Raw genomic sequence first — 17,385 nt, forward strand, 5'->3', positions numbered from 1 at the left:
CACATAGATGTAATATAAGTTACATTTTCATTTCATATCACGCCCCTAATTTCGCATGGAAATTGATAGAGGGCGCTGATGCTGAAGCTAGAAAATGTAACCCGTCGTTTTGGCGGTAATACTGCGGTTGCAGATGTAAATCTGGAAATCCCGCAGGGCCAGATGGTGGGTATCATTGGTGCATCGGGTGCGGGTAAATCCACACTGCTACGCATGATCAATCGTCTGATTGATACCTCTGATGGTTCCATCATCTTCAAAGATCAGCATGTCTCGCGTTTGCGTGGTTCTGAACTGCGCCGCTGGCGCAGCGATTGCGCGATGATTTTCCAGCAGTTCAATCTGGTGCCGCGTCTTGATGTGCTGACCAATGTTCTGCTCGGCCGTCTTAATCAGCGCTCCACAGTCAAAAGCCTGATGGGCATTTTTTCCCGTGAGGAACGGGCGCAGGCGCTATCGAATATCGAGCGTCTGGATATTGTTAAAACTGCTTTGCAGCCAGCTGGTACGCTTTCCGGTGGTCAGCAGCAGCGTGTGGCGATTGCCCGTGCGCTGATGCAAAACCCGAAAGTTATTCTCGCCGATGAGCCAATTGCTTCGCTTGACCCGCGCAATGCGCAGGTGGTGATGAGTGCACTGCGCGATATCAATCAGCGCGAAGGCCTGACGGTTATCACCAATCTTCATACGCTGGATACAGCACGCACCTATTGCGACCGGATCATCGGTATGCAAGGCGGACGCGTTGTGTTCGACGGAACGCCTGCTGATCTGACACAGGCCGCAGCCCGCCGCATTTATGGTGCTGAAGCTGATGATGAAAGCTTCTCAGAAGCGGTGACATCCACCGCTCTGGAGCAGCCGCAGCCGCCGGTCAGCCCGCAAGTGGCACGACAGGTCGCAAAGCTCGTTGCAGACGCACAATAATATAGCATTTCCAGCAAAAGTGCGAAGCGGTTTTGCGTCGGATAATGCGTAAAAACAAACAGTTACAGCGGTTCCAACGATTCAGTCTTAACTGGAACCGCTGTAACTCATCCCAACCAAAAAACGATCATCGTTTAACAGGAGAATGGTTCATGACCTTCAAGAAGCTTTTGCTCGGCGCCGTTGCGCTGTCCGCAGTGGCAACCGCAACCGCAGCGCAGGCAGATAAGCCTGAAGTGTTCCGCGTTGGTATTATCGGTGGCGAAAACGAAGCTGACCGTTTACGCAATTACCAGTGCATTATTGACCAGCTGCCAAAGGCAATCGGCGTAAAGGAAGTTAAACTGTTTCCTGCCGCTGATTATGACGGTGTTATTCAGGGTCTGCTCGGCGGCACACTGGATTATGCAGAGCTTGGCGCTTCCGGCTATGCCAAAATCTATCTGACCAAAGAAGATGCTGTTGAGCCAATCCTGACCACTGAACAGACAGACGGTTCGACCGGTTATTATTCGATCATGGTTGCCCGCAAAGACAGCGGCATCAAGACTATTGCCGATATGAAAGGCAAGAAGCTTGGTTTTGCTGATCCGGATTCAACTTCCGGCTATCTCATTCCGGTAACTTCGCTGCCAAAAGATCTGAGCGGCGCGACGGTTAAAGATTATTTTAGCGAAACCGGTTTTGGCGGCGGTCATGAAAATCTGGTTCTTGCTGTTAAAGACGGCAAGTTTGATGCCGGTACAACTTTCGGCTCCGGCGTTGGCAGTTTCGATGAAGGTTACACATCCGGTAACCTGCGCAAGATGGTCGACAAAGGCCTGATCGACATGAAAGACTTCACAGAAGTCTGGAAGTCCCCGCTGATCCCGAACGGCCCGATCGTTATCCGTACAGCCATTGATGCTGATCTGAAAGCCAAGTTCAAAGCCTATATGCTGGACCTGCCGAAAAATGATCCTGAGTGCTTTGCTTCCACCATGGGCGGTGATTTCAAGTCCTATATCGAAGTGAATAAAGATTTCTACCAGCCGGTTATCGACGCACGTAAGTCGCAGATCGGTCAGTAATATTAAGTTGCGGCCAGTGTCAGAGTCTGATGCTGGCCGCATTTTTGTATCCTTTTTAGAGCGTGTTGCGTTTGGTCTTTATTCACTGCGCTCGCTCTAACTCTTTGTTTTGTCGCATTATCGCGGTCGTCAAATGAAGTCATTTGACTGCGAAATGCTCTGTCTTTTTGTTTTTACGCGTATCCCGAAAACCGCTCACACTTTTCGGGATACGCTCTAGGCGGGCCCGATGACCCATACTGTTTCTAAGCCATCCCTGTCCGGTGAAGCCGCTTTGGTCGAGCAGCACTGGCGGGAGCTATCCTCCCGACGTCGTACCTATACGCTGCTGATACTCGGCGGATTGTTTCTGGCGCTTTCCGCATCTTTGTGGTTCGCCAATGAAAGCAATGCCGGTAAATTCTGGGAGCGTCTGCCGCATTTCTTCGACTTCGTAGGCGATATGGTGCCGCGTGACGGCTGGGAAGTCTGGCGGGCTCTGTTCGATCTGCCGTCACCTTATTTCGACGGTAGTCAGAAATATGATTATGAGGCAGGCCGCATCTATTTGTTCGGCAGCGGTTTTTATATTCCTGAATATTTCTACAAGATGCTGGAGACGCTCAATATTGCCATGATGGCAACTTTGATCGGCTTTTTCTTTGGTTTTATACTCTGCTTCCTTGCCGCTAAAAATCTGACAACCAGCCGTGCGCTGCGTTTCTTCGTGCGCCGCTATATGGAAATTCTGCGTGCTTTTCCTGAAATCGTGATTGCCGGTTTCTTCGCTGCCATTCTCTCGCTGGGGCCAATTCCTGCGATTTTTGCGGTTGGTATTCACACCATCGGCGCGCTGGGTAAGCTATTTTTTGAAGTGGTTGAGAACGCCGATATGAAGGCGGAAGAAGGCCTGCGTGCCGTCGGCGCCAACTGGTTCGAGCGTGTGGGCTTCGGCATTGTGCCGCAAGTCATGCCAAACTTCATGTCCTATGCCTTCTTGCGTTTCGAGATCAATGTCCGTGCATCCACTATTATCGGTGCGGTTGGCGGCGGCGGTATCGGTGAGGCACTACGCCTGTCGATCGGTCATGGCCATCAGGCAAAAACACTGGCGATTGTGTTTCTGCTGCTCGTTACAATCATTGCGGTGGATCAGACCTCTGCATGGCTGCGTGGTCGTCTTGTCGGCGCACAAGCCTTTCAGTTCGGAGCGTAAAAAATGACAGCTTTGACTTTAAACGCCGATCAGATTGCTGATTACGAAAACCGCTATCCGCATGTCTTTCGCCGCCCGTTCTCCAAGCGCTATACATTGCCGCTGATCGGTTTGGGCATTGTGCTGTATATGGCCTATAGCTGGTGGTTTTTTGCCATTGGTACAGTGATCTCGGAAGGTCAGTGGGATCGTGCCGGTATTACTGCGCGTCAGTGGTATTCCTACGAAGTGCGCCCGACTATACGCCTAACCACTGGCTTGAATGGTGATGAGGCAAAAGTAACCTATCCGCGCTTTTCTGTGCTGGGTAAAAATCCTGATCCGGATTGGGTGCAGCAGGCCAATGGCCGTGCCAGTGTGATTTTCGGCAGTTCTGAAGCGCTGCATCTCAGTGGCAATACGGTTGTCGTGGAGCATGGCGGCGAGACGCTCAATGTGCGTATTGATGCTGATGCTGCCCGACCTGCCGATGATAAGCCGCTGCCGTCTTGGGCAGTGCTGAAAAATGATGAAGTGCAGGTGGATTTCGGCTTCTCCGGTGAAGCCCGTATCATGCCGGAGCGTATCACCGTTAACCGCCGCTTTTTAGGTTGGCCGAACTTTGTCTTCGATACCAATTCGCCATTCTGGGGTAAATCTGTTGGTGAAGTTACCTCGATGATCGTCTCAGGTGAGCGTATCAAACCGGAAATGTCCAATCTGTCGTTGGCTTTCAACAATATCTGGAACAATGCGGAATGGCAGCACGGCGATGTCTGGATCAAGATGTTGCAGACCATTGTCATGGCCTTTGTCGGGACGCTGTTTGCCGGATTAATCGCCTTACCGCTGGCATTCATCGCTGCGCGTAATATTACACCGAACTTCTTTGCCAATCAGATTACCAAACGCCTGTTCGACTTTTTGCGTTCCGTCGATATGTTTATCTGGGCCTTGTTCTTCACGCGTGCTTTCGGCCCGGGGCCGCTGGCTGGTATTTCGGCGATCTTCTTCACCGATACCGGTACGCTGGGAAAACTCTATTCGGAAACACTGGAAAATATCGACGATAAACAGCGTGAAGGTGTGAAATCGGTTGGTGCTTCACCGGCCAATGTGCAGCGCTATGGTGTTATTCCGCAGGTGATGCCGGTCTTCCTCAGCCAGATGCTGTATTTCTGGGAGTCCAATACCCGTTCGGCAACGATTATCGGTGCTGTTGGTGCCGGTGGTATCGGTCTGAAGCTTTGGGAAGCGATGCGCACCAACTCCAATTGGGCAAACGTCGCCTATATGGTGATCCTCATTCTGATCGTGGTGTTTGTATTTGATGCCATTTCCAATGCGCTGCGTTCACGTTTGACCGGTGATCGCCGCGTCTCACAGAAATGAGACAAAAACTTCAAATCAGCGTTGTGTGATTGTCACAAAACTCCTGTAGGCCACAGCCATGCTGCGTGATCCGATCATGCAGCATGGTTATTTCTTGTAGGAAAGCATAATTCCGATGACACGTGACACGCGCCCTTCCGATATCGTTTTTAAAAATGCCCGCATCATCCTTGAGGATGAAGTTATCACCGGTACAATCCAGATCCGTGACGGAAAAATCGCTGATATCAGCGCTGGCAATGGCATAAGCGGTGAAGATTTTGGCGGCGATTATCTGATGCCGGGTGTTGTGGAGCTGCATACCGATCATCTTGAACATCATTATGCACCGCGCCCTAAAGTCCGCTGGAACGCAGATGCAGCATTGATGGCGCATGATGCACAGATCGCGGCTTCGGGTATCACCACAGTGTTTGACGCTTTGCGCGTTGGTCTGGACGGGGACACCGATATTAACTCAGATGATATGGTGCTTCTTGCCGATGCAATTGCCGATGGTCAGAAAAACGGACGACTGCGCGCAGACCACTATCTGCATTTGCGCTGCGAAGTATCTTCGCCGAATTGCCTCGATGCGTTTGAATTATTTGAGCATAACCCGCAGGTGAAAATTGCTTCCCTGATGGATCATGCACCGGGGCAACGTCAGTTCGCCAGCCTTGAAGCCTATAAGACCTATTATATGGGCAAACAGAAAATGACACAGGCCGAGTTTGATGCGTTCTGTGATCGTCGCGTGGCGGAATCTGTGTCTCATGCAGATCGTTTCCGTAAAGAAATTGCTGCCCGTTGTCAGGCCAAGGGCATTTCTCTGGCCAGCCATGATGATGCGACACTTGCTCATGTGGATGAGGCGATTGAGCAGGGCATTCATGTGGCAGAGTTCCCGACAACGTTGGAAGCTGCCAAAGCCTCCAAAGAAGCAGGTATGGCTGTTTTGATGGGCGCACCGAATATTGTGCGTGGTTCTTCGCATTCCGGCAATGTCTCGGCACGTGATTTGGCTTCTGCCGGTCATCTGGATATTCTGTCGTCCGACTATATTCCTTTCAGCTTGATACAGGCGGTTTACACACTGCCGCAATTGGTGGATGGCTATACGCTGCCGCAGGCGATCAATCTGGTAACACGCAATCCGGCCAAAGCGGTTGGTTTTGCAGATCGCGGAACACTTGCATCGGGCAAGCGGGCTGATATGGTTCGCGTTCATATGCAAAATGCGATACCGGTGGTACGTTCAGTATGGCGGGAAGGGCAGCGCGTACTCTAAGTGCGGTTGCAATGTTGAGTGACGGAATGAGTGAAATGACCGGTATTTTTGTTGCCGTTGTGGGACCGAGCGGTGCGGGCAAAGACACAATCATTGATTATGCACGCACGCATTTGCCACAGGATGGCAGCTATCATTTTGTGCGTCGCGTGGTAACCCGCGATGCGGATAGTAATACGGAAGATCATGATACATTGTCGGAAGCCGATTTTCTGAAAGCAATTGAGCAGTCAGAATTCTGTATGCACTGGCAGGCGCATGGTCTGTATTATGGCCTGCCTGCTTCCGTGGAGAAGGTGCTTGAAAACGGCGGCGTGGTAATCGCCAATCTGTCGCGAAAAGTGCTGCCGCAACTGGCTGAGCGTTTCCCTCATGTCGCGATTGCCCATATTACCGCTCGTCCTGAAGTGCTGGCACAACGTCTTGCATCACGCGGGCGCGAAACTGAAGACTCCATTGCATTACGTTTGCAACGTCAGCAGCCGGTGGAGGCAGGTAATCTGCCGCTCTGGACGATTGATAATTCCGGTGAAGTGTCGGATGCCGGTGATGCTTTCACCGCGCGTCTCAAAGCTTGCCAGTCCTGAACGGATACATTGACATAAAATAAAAGAGGCGATGCCGGGTTGCGTTATCGCCTCTTTTTTATGATTTTTCCTGCGCTGGCCTGTCATCATCATCCGGCAGGAAAATCCGGTTGGCAGCACCATCCATATCCTCATATTGCCCGCTTTTCAGCGACCACAGAAAAGCCGCGAGCCACATACCGCCTAAAAACAAGGCGATGGGAATAAGGAAGATCAAGATATTCATATATTCAAGCCTTTTGACGCTTGAGCAGGCTTAAAGGAGAGACCGCTTTAGGGTCTTTCTTCTTGCCCGCTTTCAGGCGAAGCGCGTTGCTGACCACGAGGATCGAAGACAGCGACATAGACAGCGCCGCAATCAAAGGCGTGACATAGCCGAACAACGCAATGGGTACGGCGATGATATTATAGATCAGCGACAAAGCAAAGTTCTGACGGATCAGTTTGCCAGCCTCGCGGGAAATTGCCACTGCCAGTGGTACAGCTTTCAGGCTGTCATGCAGGAAGACGAAATCCGCAGCATTACGACCGATATCCGCAGCCGTTGCCGGTGCCATAGAAACATAAGCGGACATCAATGCCGGAGCATCATTCAGCCCGTCGCCGACCATCAATACCTTATGGCCTTCATTGGTACGCTCGGTCACCAGTTCCGATTTATGCGCAGGCAGAATTTCCGCACGATATTTCTCAATACCCAATTGACGAGCCAGAGTCTTGACGGCCTGTTCTTTATCGCCGGAGAGAATTTCCACACTGAGTTTTTCGTCTTTCAGCGCCTGCACAGAGCGGGCGGCATCATCACGCGGGCTGTCTTCAAAACGGAATGCCTCAAGCAGGCTGCCATTGCGGCTCAGAACAGTTTCCGTGCCAGTGTTGGCGGTGTCTTGTGGATTGTCTGCAACAGCCCAGTCGCGGCGACCAAGACGGTAAATATCTTTGCCCATACGCGCTTCGATACCGGCGCCGCTCACTTCTTCAATCAGATCAAAACGGATGTTTTTTGCCGGATTGGTAAAAGCGGTCAATGCACGCGACAGCGGGTGGCGGGAATAGAGTGCCAGTTCTGCGGCCAGCTCAAGCGCATTTTGGTCAAGAGCGCCGCGCTCAATCAGCTGCGGCTGACCGAGAGTCAGTGTGCCGGTCTTGTCAAACATCACACTGTCAATCTCAGCCATGCGCTCCATAGCGGAGCCGTCTTTGACCATGATGCCGTTTTCAAACAGACGACGTGCGGCTACAACCTGCACAATCGGCACAGCCAAAGCCAGGGCGCACGGACAGGTGATAATCAGTGTGGTAATGGCAACGTAAGTGGACTTGTACCAGTCGCCGGTGAAATAGAACCAGACGACAAAAGCCAGAAATGCAGTGGTATGCACAAGCGGCACATAAAGGGCGGAAGCACGGTCGGCCAATTGGCGATAACGGGCGCGGCCACCCTCAGCCGCATCCATCAGACGTACCATTTCCGAGAGGAAAGAATTGTCGGCGGAAGCAGTCGCTTTAATGGTCAGCGGTGCGGTCAGGTTCATCGTACCAGCGCGGATTTTGGAGCCTTGCGTCACCGGAACCGGCACACTTTCACCGGTGGCAATCGAGCAATCGAGATCGGAGCGGCCGCTTTCAACAACAGCATCGACCGGCACGCGTTCACCAACCGCCAGAATAATCCGCATGGAGGGGCGAATATCGCCGATCGGCAGGAAATTATGCTGGTTATCATCACCTATCACCACAGCGCCGCGTGCCGCCAGCTGGCTTAAACCTTTCACGGCAGAGCGTGCGCGTTCACGCATCACGTGATCCAGCGTGCGCCCGATCAGCAGAAAAAACAGCAATGTCGCTGAAGCATCAAAATAGGCATGCTGACCGGAATTGAGTGTTTCATACACACTCATACCAAAGGCCAAAGTGATCGCCAGCGAGATCGGCACGTCCATATTGGTGCGGCCGTGTTTCATTGCATTCCATGCGGACATATAGAAAATACGGCCGGAATAAACCAAAGTCGGTAGTGCAATCAGACCGGACAGCCAGTGGAACATATCACGCGTTGCAGCATCCGCACCGGACCAGACCGACACGGAGAACAACATGATATTCATAGAGGCAAAACCGGCAACCGCCAGCGCAATCAGCAAGCGGGAAAGCTGCGGATCTTTGTCATCACCGAGTTCAAAAATATGAGCGGGGTAACCGGCTTTTTGCAGCGCATCAATCACATGTGGCGGTTCAATACCATCCTTCCAGCGAATGGAAACCCGCTTGGAGGACAGATTAACGCGCGCATAGCTGACATCCGGCAGTGCTTTCAACGCGCTTTCCACTGTCTGGATACACAACCCGCAATGAACAGAAGGAACGGCCAGATCAAGCTGACGCTGACCGTCACCGAGGATGCGGCTGGCCAGCAATAATTCTTCCGGGCGGTAATCCGCAGCAGAAAATTGAATACCGGAGCCGCAGCAACTCATTTTGCTGTTCCTTTCGCAACGTGATCATCATCAATGACCACAAATTTACCATTGGTAATATTCACGCGGTGAACCTGACGATACGGCTCTTCAAGACCGGCATAGGTGTTGACTTCAACAACCCAGTTACCGTCCTTCAGTTCCGCTTCTGCTGACAGCATATTGTCTGCGGCAGGCAGCATATTCAACGTCTGGTCTTCTTTTTCATTCACCGGCCTGCGGAAAACGGCGGTGGCACCAACAGCTTTAATCGCCTCGCCATTGATGTCAGTCAGGTGATAGGTCACGACACCGTTTTCATAATTGAGGTGTTCCTGCCAGTTCAGCGCCGCATGCGCTTTACCGGTGATTGATTTCTCATTGAATTCCTGACTGGCGACATAGGAATTCTGAACAACGAGGCCGGACCAGCTTCTGATCGCTGATGTCGCCATAATGAGGTTCACAACGATAATCACGCCAAAAAAAGCGACCATAATTGCGAGCATATGCCAGCCGGTAAATTCACGACCCTGTGGGGCAGGGGGCGATGTATCTTGCTTGATCATCTGCTTGTCTCCGTAATTAGCGCTTTTCAGGGGCGATGAATGTGGCCTTATAGGTAGCCGATTCCGTGCCGTTCACGTCCCGAACTGTCATGGTGAAAGGTGTACTGTCTGCCGCTATCGCATCTTTAGGCATCACCACAAAGACTTTCAATGTTTTCAGGCGATCCGGCTCGGCATTGAAAACATGCTTGCCTGAACCATTCGTTGCCTGATCCGCTACATTAACTTCCGCCTGTGGCAGGCCATCGACGATGAGTTCAAACTGGCGTGGTTCATTGACCATATTCAGCAGTTTAACAGTGTAACCGTTTCGGATGGAACCGTCAGAGAGTAACACATATTGCGGGTTACGATCCTGCAATACGTTAATACCAATGCGTTCGCGCATCAGCAGTGTTGTGACCAGTGCCACACCGATCAGCATCCAGATCGAGAAATAGAACAAGCTGCGCGGACGGAACACCTTGGACATTTTGAGCTGTTCCACCTTATCATTAAAGGTGTTTTTAGCTTCATATACGCGGGTCGGTTCAATCGGAGAGGTACCATTATTGGTGGCCAGCGCCATATTGGCATCGTAATCGGACAGAGTGGAATAGGAAATCAAACCACGTGGTTTGCCGATCTTGTCCATGACCGAGTTACAGGCATCAATACACAATGCGCAGGTGATACATTCCAGCTGCTGTCCGTCACGAATATCAATCCCCATCGGGCAGACGGCAACGCAGGCATTACAATCCACGCAATCGCCGACGCTCTCACCGGCCGCGATTGCCTTTTTAGAATTGCGTGTACGAGGCTCACCGCGCCAGTCATTATAGGTCACAGTGAGGGAATTTTCGTCGAGCATAGCCGCCTGAATACGTGGCCAAGGGCACATATAGGTACAGACCTGCTCGCGCATCAGTCCGCCGAAAACATAGGTCGTGGCTGTCAGAATTGCGACAGTGATATAGGCGACCATTGCCGCCTGTCCGGTGATAAATTCCATTGCCAAAGTCGGTGCGTCAGCAAAATAGAAAATCCACGCACCGCCGGTCATAACGGCAATGGCGAGCCAGATTGTATGTTTGGTGACGCGTTTCGCCAGCTTGTTGGCATTCATCGGGGTGTTTTCGAGTTTGATACGCGCGTTGCGGTCGCCTTCAACGGCGCGCTCCACAACGAGAAACAGATCAACCCAGACAGTTTGCGGACAGGTATAGCCGCACCATGCACGTCCCGCGACACTGGTGACAAGGAACAGTCCGATACCGGCCATAATCAGCATACCGGCAACGTAATAGAATTCTTGCGGCCAGATTTCGATGAAGAAGAAGTAGAAGCGGCGATGCGCGATATCAATCAGCACTGCCTGATCGGGCGCATAAGGCCCGCGATCCCAGCGCAGCCATGGCGTGAGATAATAGATGCCCAACGTGATGAACATGATAATCCACTTGAAGCGGCGGAAATCACCGCTCGCTCTCTTCGGGAAAACCTTGACGCGTGCAGCATAAAGAGGACTGCGTTTTCCAGACGAATTAACCGCCTGTGCATCGATACGTTCAAACTCACCAATATCAGACATGGTATACTCCGGGGGCTAGAGCGGTTTACGTCCGGATTGGATCACTGCGCTCGCTCTAATTTTTTAGTTGTCGCATTATCACGGACATCAAGTTGATCTGACTTGATTGTGAAATGCTTTAGAGCAGTTTGAAAGCTTGGGGCGTTTTCATCAATAACTGCGCTAATAATTAATCAGAGCGGTACCGGCAGGAGCGAAAATTGCACTTTGGCAGTACCGTTCTGATTAACTGCCCGATGATCAAAACTTAATATTCGGGCCGTTTGGGGTGTAAACCGGCCGGTGCAACAATGCTCCGGCCGGTAATGATAGTTTTTATTCACCGCCACCGAGGGAGTGAACATAGATTGCCAACTGCTTAACTGTGGTGTCGCCGAGGCGCACTTCCCAAGCAGGCATAACGCCATGCTGAGGCTTTCTGATCTGCTTGGTAATATCAGCTTCAGACGAACCATAGAGCCAGATCGCATCGGTCAGATCAGGCGCACCAAATTCCTTGCTGCCTTTGGCATTTTCGCCATGGCAGGCTGCGCAGTTTTCCGCAAAAATCTGCTGACCGGCAGGAATAAGTTTGGCGTCGTGCGGTGTCGATGTCAGGCTGGTAACATAGGCCGCCACTTCACGGATCTGCTGTGGTTCCAGAATGTCACCATAGGCAGGCATTTCTGAGATGCGGGTATCATCATCATCTTTTGCGCGCACGCCGTGACGAACTGTCTGAAGGATCTCGTCAATAGAACCGCCCCACAACCAGTCATCATCATTCAGGTTCGGATAGCCTGGTGCACCCTGTGCGCCGGAACCATGACACTGAACACAGTTCACACGAAAAGCTGCCGCGCCGCCTGCAATCGCAAACTGGTTAAGCTGCGGATCCGCCATGATGTCCTGCACGGACTTTTCCTTGATCGCAGTCAGAGTTTCCTGACGTTCATCAAGGATTTTGGCGTTTTCTTTCCAGAAATCACCACGGCTCGACCATTCCAGCACACCGGTTGTAGCGCCGTTGATCAGCGGCCATGCCGGATATGCAATCGTATAGGCAATTGCCCAGACAATACTGGCGTAATAGGCATAGAGCCACCAACGCGGCATCGGATTGTCGAGTTCTTTAATGCCGTCCCATTCGTGGCCGGTTGTTTCAACGCCTGTGACGTCGTCAATTTGCTTTTCACTCATTGTTTTCGTCCTTGAACGGAATGGCTTTCGCAGCATCAGCAGCTTGTTTGCTGCCTGGACGGAAGGCGTAGAAGACAACAAAAAGGAAGAAAAGGAACATGCCTAACAGCCCCCAGCTGTCGGCAAAGTGACGCAAGGTATTATAATCCATGCTGAACCTCCTTTAGCGCGATTTTGGTGACTGGTCGTAGGTCGAGAAATCAACCAATGTGCCCAGCATCTGCAGATAAGCAACAAGGGCATCCATTTCGGAAAGCACTTGCGGATTGCCATCGAAATCGCCGACCTTGGCTTTTGGATAACGTGCCAGCAGAGCTGTCGTATCCGCATCTGGATCAGCCTGAGCCTTGATGTCCACCAAAGCATTATCAAGCATTTCCTGCGTATACGGTACGCCGAGGAGGACGTTTGCTTTCAGATTATCGGCGATGGTCGCGGTGCTCAGCGGTGCATTCATCAGGAACGCATAGCTCGGCATCACGGATTCAGGCACAACTTTGCGCGGCTCAATCAGATGCTGCACATGCCATTCGTTGGAATAGCGGCCACCAACACGTGCCAGATCGGGACCCGTGCGCTTGGAACCCCACTGGAAGGAATGGTCATACATACTTTCAGCCGCAAGGCTGTAATGACCATAGCGCTCTACCTCATCACGGAACGGACGGATCATCTGCGAGTGACAGGTATAGCAACCTTCACGCACATAAATATCACGTCCGGCCAGTTCCAGAGGAGAGTAGGGGCGTACGCCCTCTACTTTCTCAATGGTGTTTTGCAGCCAAAACAGCGGAGCGATTTCAACGAGACCGCCGATTGTCACCACAAAAAGCGAACCGATCAGCAATAAAGTAGCGTTTTTTTCAATCAGCGAGTGTTTTTTGAGAATAGACATAACTCACCTGCTCCTTATTCCGCCGGTTTCAAGTACGGGCCGTTGTTTGTGGTTTGGATGATCGGAGTGGAGCCCGGAATGAGGGCTTCCTTTCTCAGATCGCCTTTGATGGTCTTGTAGACGTTCCAGGCCATAACGAAACCGCCGGACAGATACATCACGCCGCCAAGTGTACGGATGACATAATAAGGGAACATAGCAGCTACAGTTTCAGCGAAGGAGTAAACCAGGAAGCCCTGATCGTCATATTCGCGCCACATCAGACCCTGCTGGATACCGGCAACCCACATGGCGGCGGCGTAAAGCACGATACCAAGTGTTGCGAGCCAGAAGTGCCAGTTGACCATGCGGATCGAGTACAGACGCTCACGGTTCCACAAGCGCGGTACAAGGTAATACACGGCTGCAAAAGTGATCATACCATTCCAGCCAAGCGCGCCGGCATGAACGTGACCAATGGTCCAGTCCGTATAGTGCGACAGCGAGTTAACGGCCTTAATCGACATCAGCGGGCCTTCGAATGTCGCCATGCCGTAGAAGGCAATAGCAGCAACCATCAGACGAACCACCGGATCGGTACGGATCTTGTCCCATGCGCCGGAAAGCGTCATCAGACCGTTGATCATACCACCCCATGACGGCATCCACAGCACGATCGAGAAGACCATACCCAGTGTCTGTGCCCAGTCAGGCAGCGCTGTATAGTGAAGATGGTGCGGGCCGGCCCAGATATAGAGGAAGATAATCGACCAGAAGTGAACGATCGACAGGCGGTAGGAATAAACCGGACGATCAACCTGCTTCGGTACGAAATAATACATCATCGCAAGGAAAGGCACGGTCAGGAAGAAGGCCACGGCATTATGACCATACCACCACTGGGTCACTGCATCCTGTACGCCGGAGAAAGCCGAATAGCTTTTTACGCCGAGGAAAGAGACCGGAATTGCCAGATTGTTGATCACATGCAGCATGGCAATCGTGATGATGAAGGACAGATAGAACCAGTTCGCTACATAAATGTGCGGTTCTTTACGCTTTATCAGCGTGCCCATGAAGATCACGAGATACGCAACCCAGACAATGGTCAGCCAGATATCGACATACCATTCAGGTTCAGCATATTCACGCGACTGGGTGATGCCGAGCAGATAGCCGGTGGCGGCCATGATGATGAACAGGTTGTAGCCCCAGAACACGAACCAAGCCAGATCGCCGCCATAAAGGCGCGCACGGCAGGTACGCTGAACCACATAAAAAGAGGTGGCGATCAGGGCGTTACCGCAAAAGGCAAAAATAACAGCTGATGTGTGAAGAGGACGCACACGGCCAAAATTTAGCCATGGTCCCAGATTCAAATCAGGGAAAGCAAGCTGCGCCGCGATGAAAACACCGACGAGGAAACCAACAACACCCCAAAACACTGTGGCAATGATACCATAGCGGATCGGGCCATCCATATAAACGGAGTTGTCTTCCTTCACAGGCTTCAGGCTGTAATCTGCATTACGCAGCAGCAGCACTGTGAAAATGACAAGTGTAAAGAACAGAACCCACATATGGCTTCTGAATAAAGGATCATGTGTAAAGCCCGCGGCCAGGAGCGCCAAAAAAGCACCCACCCCCGAGATTACAATTCCCGCAGCGTAATTCATGAAGATTCCCCTCGCGCGCGCAACAAGTTTTGCCCGGTCATTGCGGATAAGCCGCAACACGAGCAATATGGGCGTATTATATGAAACGCGAAAAAATAGTCATTGATTTAAATCAAACAGAACCCTGTGCGACAGGGACTGAAATAGCCCGGATTTTGCTGTTTTGCTTATGCGGGAGCGCTGCTACTCATCAGGTGGCAAGCACTGATTTTGTAAATTCAAAAGGTATTTAATACTAATATTAAAGACTATGGTTATGTATAACCAAATCAACAGCTTAGATTGTTTTCGGAAATTGTTATATGCAGAGTTTTCAGAAATTTCTGAAAATTTTGTATAAAAATCTCTGCCTTTAAATAAAAGAATGGCGCGAGCTGAGCTGCTTGTTTTTGCTGCATAAATGTGTTCGTCGCACGGCTTTTGAGAGAGGCTCGAGGGGGTGGGGCTGATTGTCGCTGAGGCTATGCGGGTCACCTCAAACAGGCAAATTTGCAGTCGGTTATTTGTCGGGACTATCGGGCATCTGCGTTTTTACTTTGGAATGATTCTCACCTTAACTGCGTGTCCGAAGGAATAATCTGTGAGGGGTAAGCAATTTGCTTTCCGTTTCTAAACGGCCTTAGAAATGTTTTTATTATGCATAAATGTTATTGATGTATGCAATTTTCGTCTGATAAATTGTCAACATTTGTGTCGCGGGCTCTTGCTTTGGTACCAGTTTTTTGCAAGCATGATGTAACAAATAAGAAGAAATGCTGACGGATTAACCGATATGTTAAGTCGGAAACTACGCACAGCACAGGGGAATAAAAAGCCGTCGGATTTCGTATGCCGGATCTCATGTAAATGAGGCTTTTCCTCAGCTCTATCACTAACCTTTCCGAGAATAATCATCGGTAGGGAACACTGAATTATGTCTTGTCTTTGCAAGGGGCAGGGCACTGGGAGATTGACAGAATATGAAATATGCAGATCTCGTCCTGTCGGGCGGGCGGATTTTTTGCGGCCTGAATGAGGGCTTTGTTGAGGCGCTTGCAATTGCTGACGGTAAGATTTCGGCCACCGGTACAGCCGCAGACATTGAACCTCTGGCCGGTGAAGCAACAAAGCGTGTTGATCTGCAAGGGCGGGTTGCGGTTCCGGGGCTGAATGATGCCCATATGCATCTTCTGATGCTTGGCGTCGCGATGAATGAGATTAACCTGCGACCTGAATCCGGTGCGCGCAGTCTCGAAGAAATTTTCAAACGTATTGCTGATGTTGTAGCGCAAAAACCTGCGGGTGAGTGGGTTTGCGGTGGCGGCTATGATCATTATGAGCTGAGCGAGCAGCGTCATCCGACCATTGAAGAGCTTGATGCGATTGCACCGGATCATCCGGTTTACATTACACGCACCTGTGGTCACGTCGGTATTGCTAATAGTGCAGCCATGCGTCTGGCAAATATTACCCATGATACACCAAGTCCGTCCGGCGGGCTGATTGAAAAGCGCAACGGTAAATTGTCGGGTCTGTTGGCAGAATCCGGTATGCGTGTGGTCACGGATAAAATTCCGCCACTGAGCCGTGAGGAATTGAAAACGGCCATCACCCGTGCTGCAGAATTTATGCTGTCACAGGGCTTCACTAGTGTGATGGATGCCGCTGTCGGCATGAGCTATGGCATGGAAGAGCTTCATGCTTATGAAGAACTGGCCGCTGCCGGAGATTTGCCGATCCGTACCTGGGTCTGCATCTATGGCAATCATGACGGCATTGGTGATCAGGCCTATGCAGAGGGTTTCCGTGCCAAACGCCAGACCGGAAACTTACGCTATGGCGCGATGAAAGTATTCTCGGATGGCAGTGCCGGTGGCCTGACGGCTGCGATGAGCGAGCCTTATGTGGCAGGTGATCCGAATAATTTCGGTATTTTCTGCTATTCGGATGAGGAGATGCACAAATCCCTCAAACATTATCATGAGCTTGGTTATCAGTTGGCCATTCATGCGATTGGTGATGCCGCGATTGAGCAGGTTTTGTCCGGTATTGAGAATGCCGATAGCGCAGAACAGCCTATTAAAAACCGCCGTCACCGCATTGAACATTGCGGCTTTTTGAGTGACGGCCAGATTGAACGTATGGCCAAAGCCGGAATTGATCCGGTGCCACAGCCAATGTTCATTTATGAATTCGGCGATCTTTACGTTGCCAATCTCGGTGAAAAGCGTGCCCATGAATCTTATCCGATGCGCAAATGGATGGATGCCGGTTTGCATCCTGCGGCGTCTTCCGATGCACCGGTAACCTCCACCAATCCGTTTCAGAATATCTACACGCTCATCACCCGCAAGACCAAGATCGGTTCGGTGATTGGTGGTGATCAGCGTCTGACACGGGAAGAGGCGATCCACGCTTACACGCATTTCGGTGCCTATACGCAGTTTGCGGAACAGGAAACCGGACGATTGGCGGCTGGTATGGCTGCGGATATTGCTGTGTTGTCGAAAGATATCTTCACTTGTGATGAGGAAGAAATCCGCACTGATGTGGTCTGCGACATGACCGTGCTCGAAGGCAAGATCGTATTTGAGCGGCAGGTGTAACTGTTGTCGTTTGAGGTGCTCAAAGCACCTCAGGCAAACAGCCAGAGAAAGGC

At 51.2% G+C, this 17,385-nt stretch carries 16 protein-coding genes; 8 read left to right on the plus strand and 8 right to left on the minus strand.

The window, feature by feature from the left end; all coding sequences use genetic code 11:
* Positions 1–78: 78 nt before the first annotated feature.
* The 6 genes from phnC to phnN all read left to right on the plus strand — a co-directional run bounded on the left by phnC (position 79) and on the right by phnN (position 6,420).
* A complete protein-coding gene (phnC, locus tag QUF18_RS02755; RefSeq protein WP_289385036.1) occupies positions 79–927 on the plus strand; it encodes a phosphonate ABC transporter ATP-binding protein in 849 nt (282 codons plus the stop codon).
* A 152-nt stretch (positions 928–1,079) separates the two neighbouring features.
* Positions 1,080–1,997: a phosphonate ABC transporter substrate-binding protein gene (gene phnD, locus QUF18_RS02760; RefSeq protein WP_289385038.1), complete on the plus strand. Its 918-nt coding sequence runs from the start codon at positions 1,080–1,082 to the stop codon at positions 1,995–1,997.
* 229 nt (positions 1,998–2,226) lie between these two features.
* Positions 2,227–3,192, plus strand: a complete 966-nt coding sequence (phnE, locus tag QUF18_RS02765) for a phosphonate ABC transporter, permease protein PhnE (protein WP_289385040.1) — start codon at positions 2,227–2,229, stop codon at positions 3,190–3,192.
* Positions 3,193–3,195: 3 nt separating this feature from the next.
* Positions 3,196–4,563: a phosphonate ABC transporter, permease protein PhnE gene (phnE, locus tag QUF18_RS02770; RefSeq protein WP_289385041.1), complete on the plus strand. Its 1,368-nt coding sequence runs from the start codon at positions 3,196–3,198 to the stop codon at positions 4,561–4,563.
* A gap of 115 nt (positions 4,564–4,678) precedes the next feature.
* Positions 4,679–5,833, plus strand: a complete 1,155-nt coding sequence (locus tag QUF18_RS02775) for an alpha-D-ribose 1-methylphosphonate 5-triphosphate diphosphatase (RefSeq protein WP_289385042.1) — start codon at positions 4,679–4,681, stop codon at positions 5,831–5,833.
* 26 nt (positions 5,834–5,859) lie between these two features.
* On the plus strand, positions 5,860–6,420 hold the full coding sequence (gene phnN / locus QUF18_RS02780) for a phosphonate metabolism protein/1,5-bisphosphokinase (PRPP-forming) PhnN (protein ID WP_289385043.1): 561 nt from the start codon (positions 5,860–5,862) through the stop codon (positions 6,418–6,420).
* 58 nt (positions 6,421–6,478) lie between these two features.
* Here the strand turns inward: phnN and ccoS are convergent, their stop codons facing one another.
* The 8 genes from ccoS to ccoN form a co-directional block, all read right to left on the minus strand.
* Positions 6,479–6,646: a cbb3-type cytochrome oxidase assembly protein CcoS gene (gene ccoS / locus QUF18_RS02785; RefSeq protein WP_289385044.1), complete on the minus strand. Its 168-nt coding sequence runs from the start codon at positions 6,644–6,646 to the stop codon at positions 6,479–6,481.
* A 4-nt stretch (positions 6,647–6,650) separates the two neighbouring features.
* Positions 6,651–8,897 (minus strand): cation-translocating P-type ATPase, encoded by a 2,247-nt coding sequence (locus QUF18_RS02790; RefSeq protein WP_289385045.1) that lies wholly within the window; start codon positions 8,895–8,897, stop codon positions 6,651–6,653.
* On the minus strand, positions 8,894–9,445 hold the full coding sequence (locus tag QUF18_RS02795) for a FixH family protein (protein ID WP_289385046.1): 552 nt from the start codon (positions 9,443–9,445) through the stop codon (positions 8,894–8,896). Before QUF18_RS02795 ends, QUF18_RS02790 begins: the two co-directional genes overlap by 4 nt.
* 16 nt (positions 9,446–9,461) lie before the next feature.
* The gene (gene ccoG, locus QUF18_RS02800) at positions 9,462–11,018 is read right to left on the minus strand and encodes a cytochrome c oxidase accessory protein CcoG (protein WP_289385047.1); all 1,557 of its coding nucleotides are present in this window, start codon (positions 11,016–11,018) and stop codon (positions 9,462–9,464) included.
* A gap of 315 nt (positions 11,019–11,333) precedes the next feature.
* Complete coding sequence (gene ccoP, locus QUF18_RS02805) at positions 11,334–12,197, minus strand: cytochrome-c oxidase, cbb3-type subunit III (RefSeq protein WP_289385048.1); 864 nt, start codon at positions 12,195–12,197, stop codon at positions 11,334–11,336.
* Positions 12,190–12,348, minus strand: a complete 159-nt coding sequence (locus QUF18_RS02810) for a cbb3-type cytochrome c oxidase subunit 3 (RefSeq protein WP_289385049.1) — start codon at positions 12,346–12,348, stop codon at positions 12,190–12,192. The genes ccoP and QUF18_RS02810 overlap by 8 nt, the downstream gene beginning before the upstream one ends.
* A gap of 12 nt (positions 12,349–12,360) precedes the next feature.
* The gene (ccoO, locus tag QUF18_RS02815; RefSeq protein ID WP_289385050.1) at positions 12,361–13,092 is read right to left on the minus strand and encodes a cytochrome-c oxidase, cbb3-type subunit II; all 732 of its coding nucleotides are present in this window, start codon (positions 13,090–13,092) and stop codon (positions 12,361–12,363) included.
* A 14-nt stretch (positions 13,093–13,106) separates the two neighbouring features.
* Complete coding sequence (gene ccoN, locus QUF18_RS02820; RefSeq protein WP_289385051.1) at positions 13,107–14,747, minus strand: cytochrome-c oxidase, cbb3-type subunit I; 1,641 nt, start codon at positions 14,745–14,747, stop codon at positions 13,107–13,109.
* Positions 14,748–14,827: 80 nt separating this feature from the next.
* On the opposite strand from ccoN, the gene QUF18_RS02825 reads away from it, so the two are divergent.
* Both QUF18_RS02825 and QUF18_RS02830 read left to right on the plus strand, forming a co-directional pair.
* The gene (locus tag QUF18_RS02825; RefSeq protein ID WP_289385052.1) at positions 14,828–14,980 is read left to right on the plus strand and encodes a hypothetical protein; all 153 of its coding nucleotides are present in this window, start codon (positions 14,828–14,830) and stop codon (positions 14,978–14,980) included.
* Positions 14,981–15,706: 726 nt separating this feature from the next.
* A complete protein-coding gene (locus QUF18_RS02830) occupies positions 15,707–17,332 on the plus strand; it encodes an amidohydrolase (RefSeq protein ID WP_289385053.1) in 1,626 nt (541 codons plus the stop codon).
* Positions 17,333–17,385 lie beyond the last annotated feature (53 nt).

It is taken from the genome of Pseudochrobactrum kiredjianiae, from assembly GCF_030362795.1.
Taxonomy (GTDB): domain Bacteria; phylum Pseudomonadota; class Alphaproteobacteria; order Rhizobiales; family Rhizobiaceae; genus Pseudochrobactrum; species Pseudochrobactrum kiredjianiae.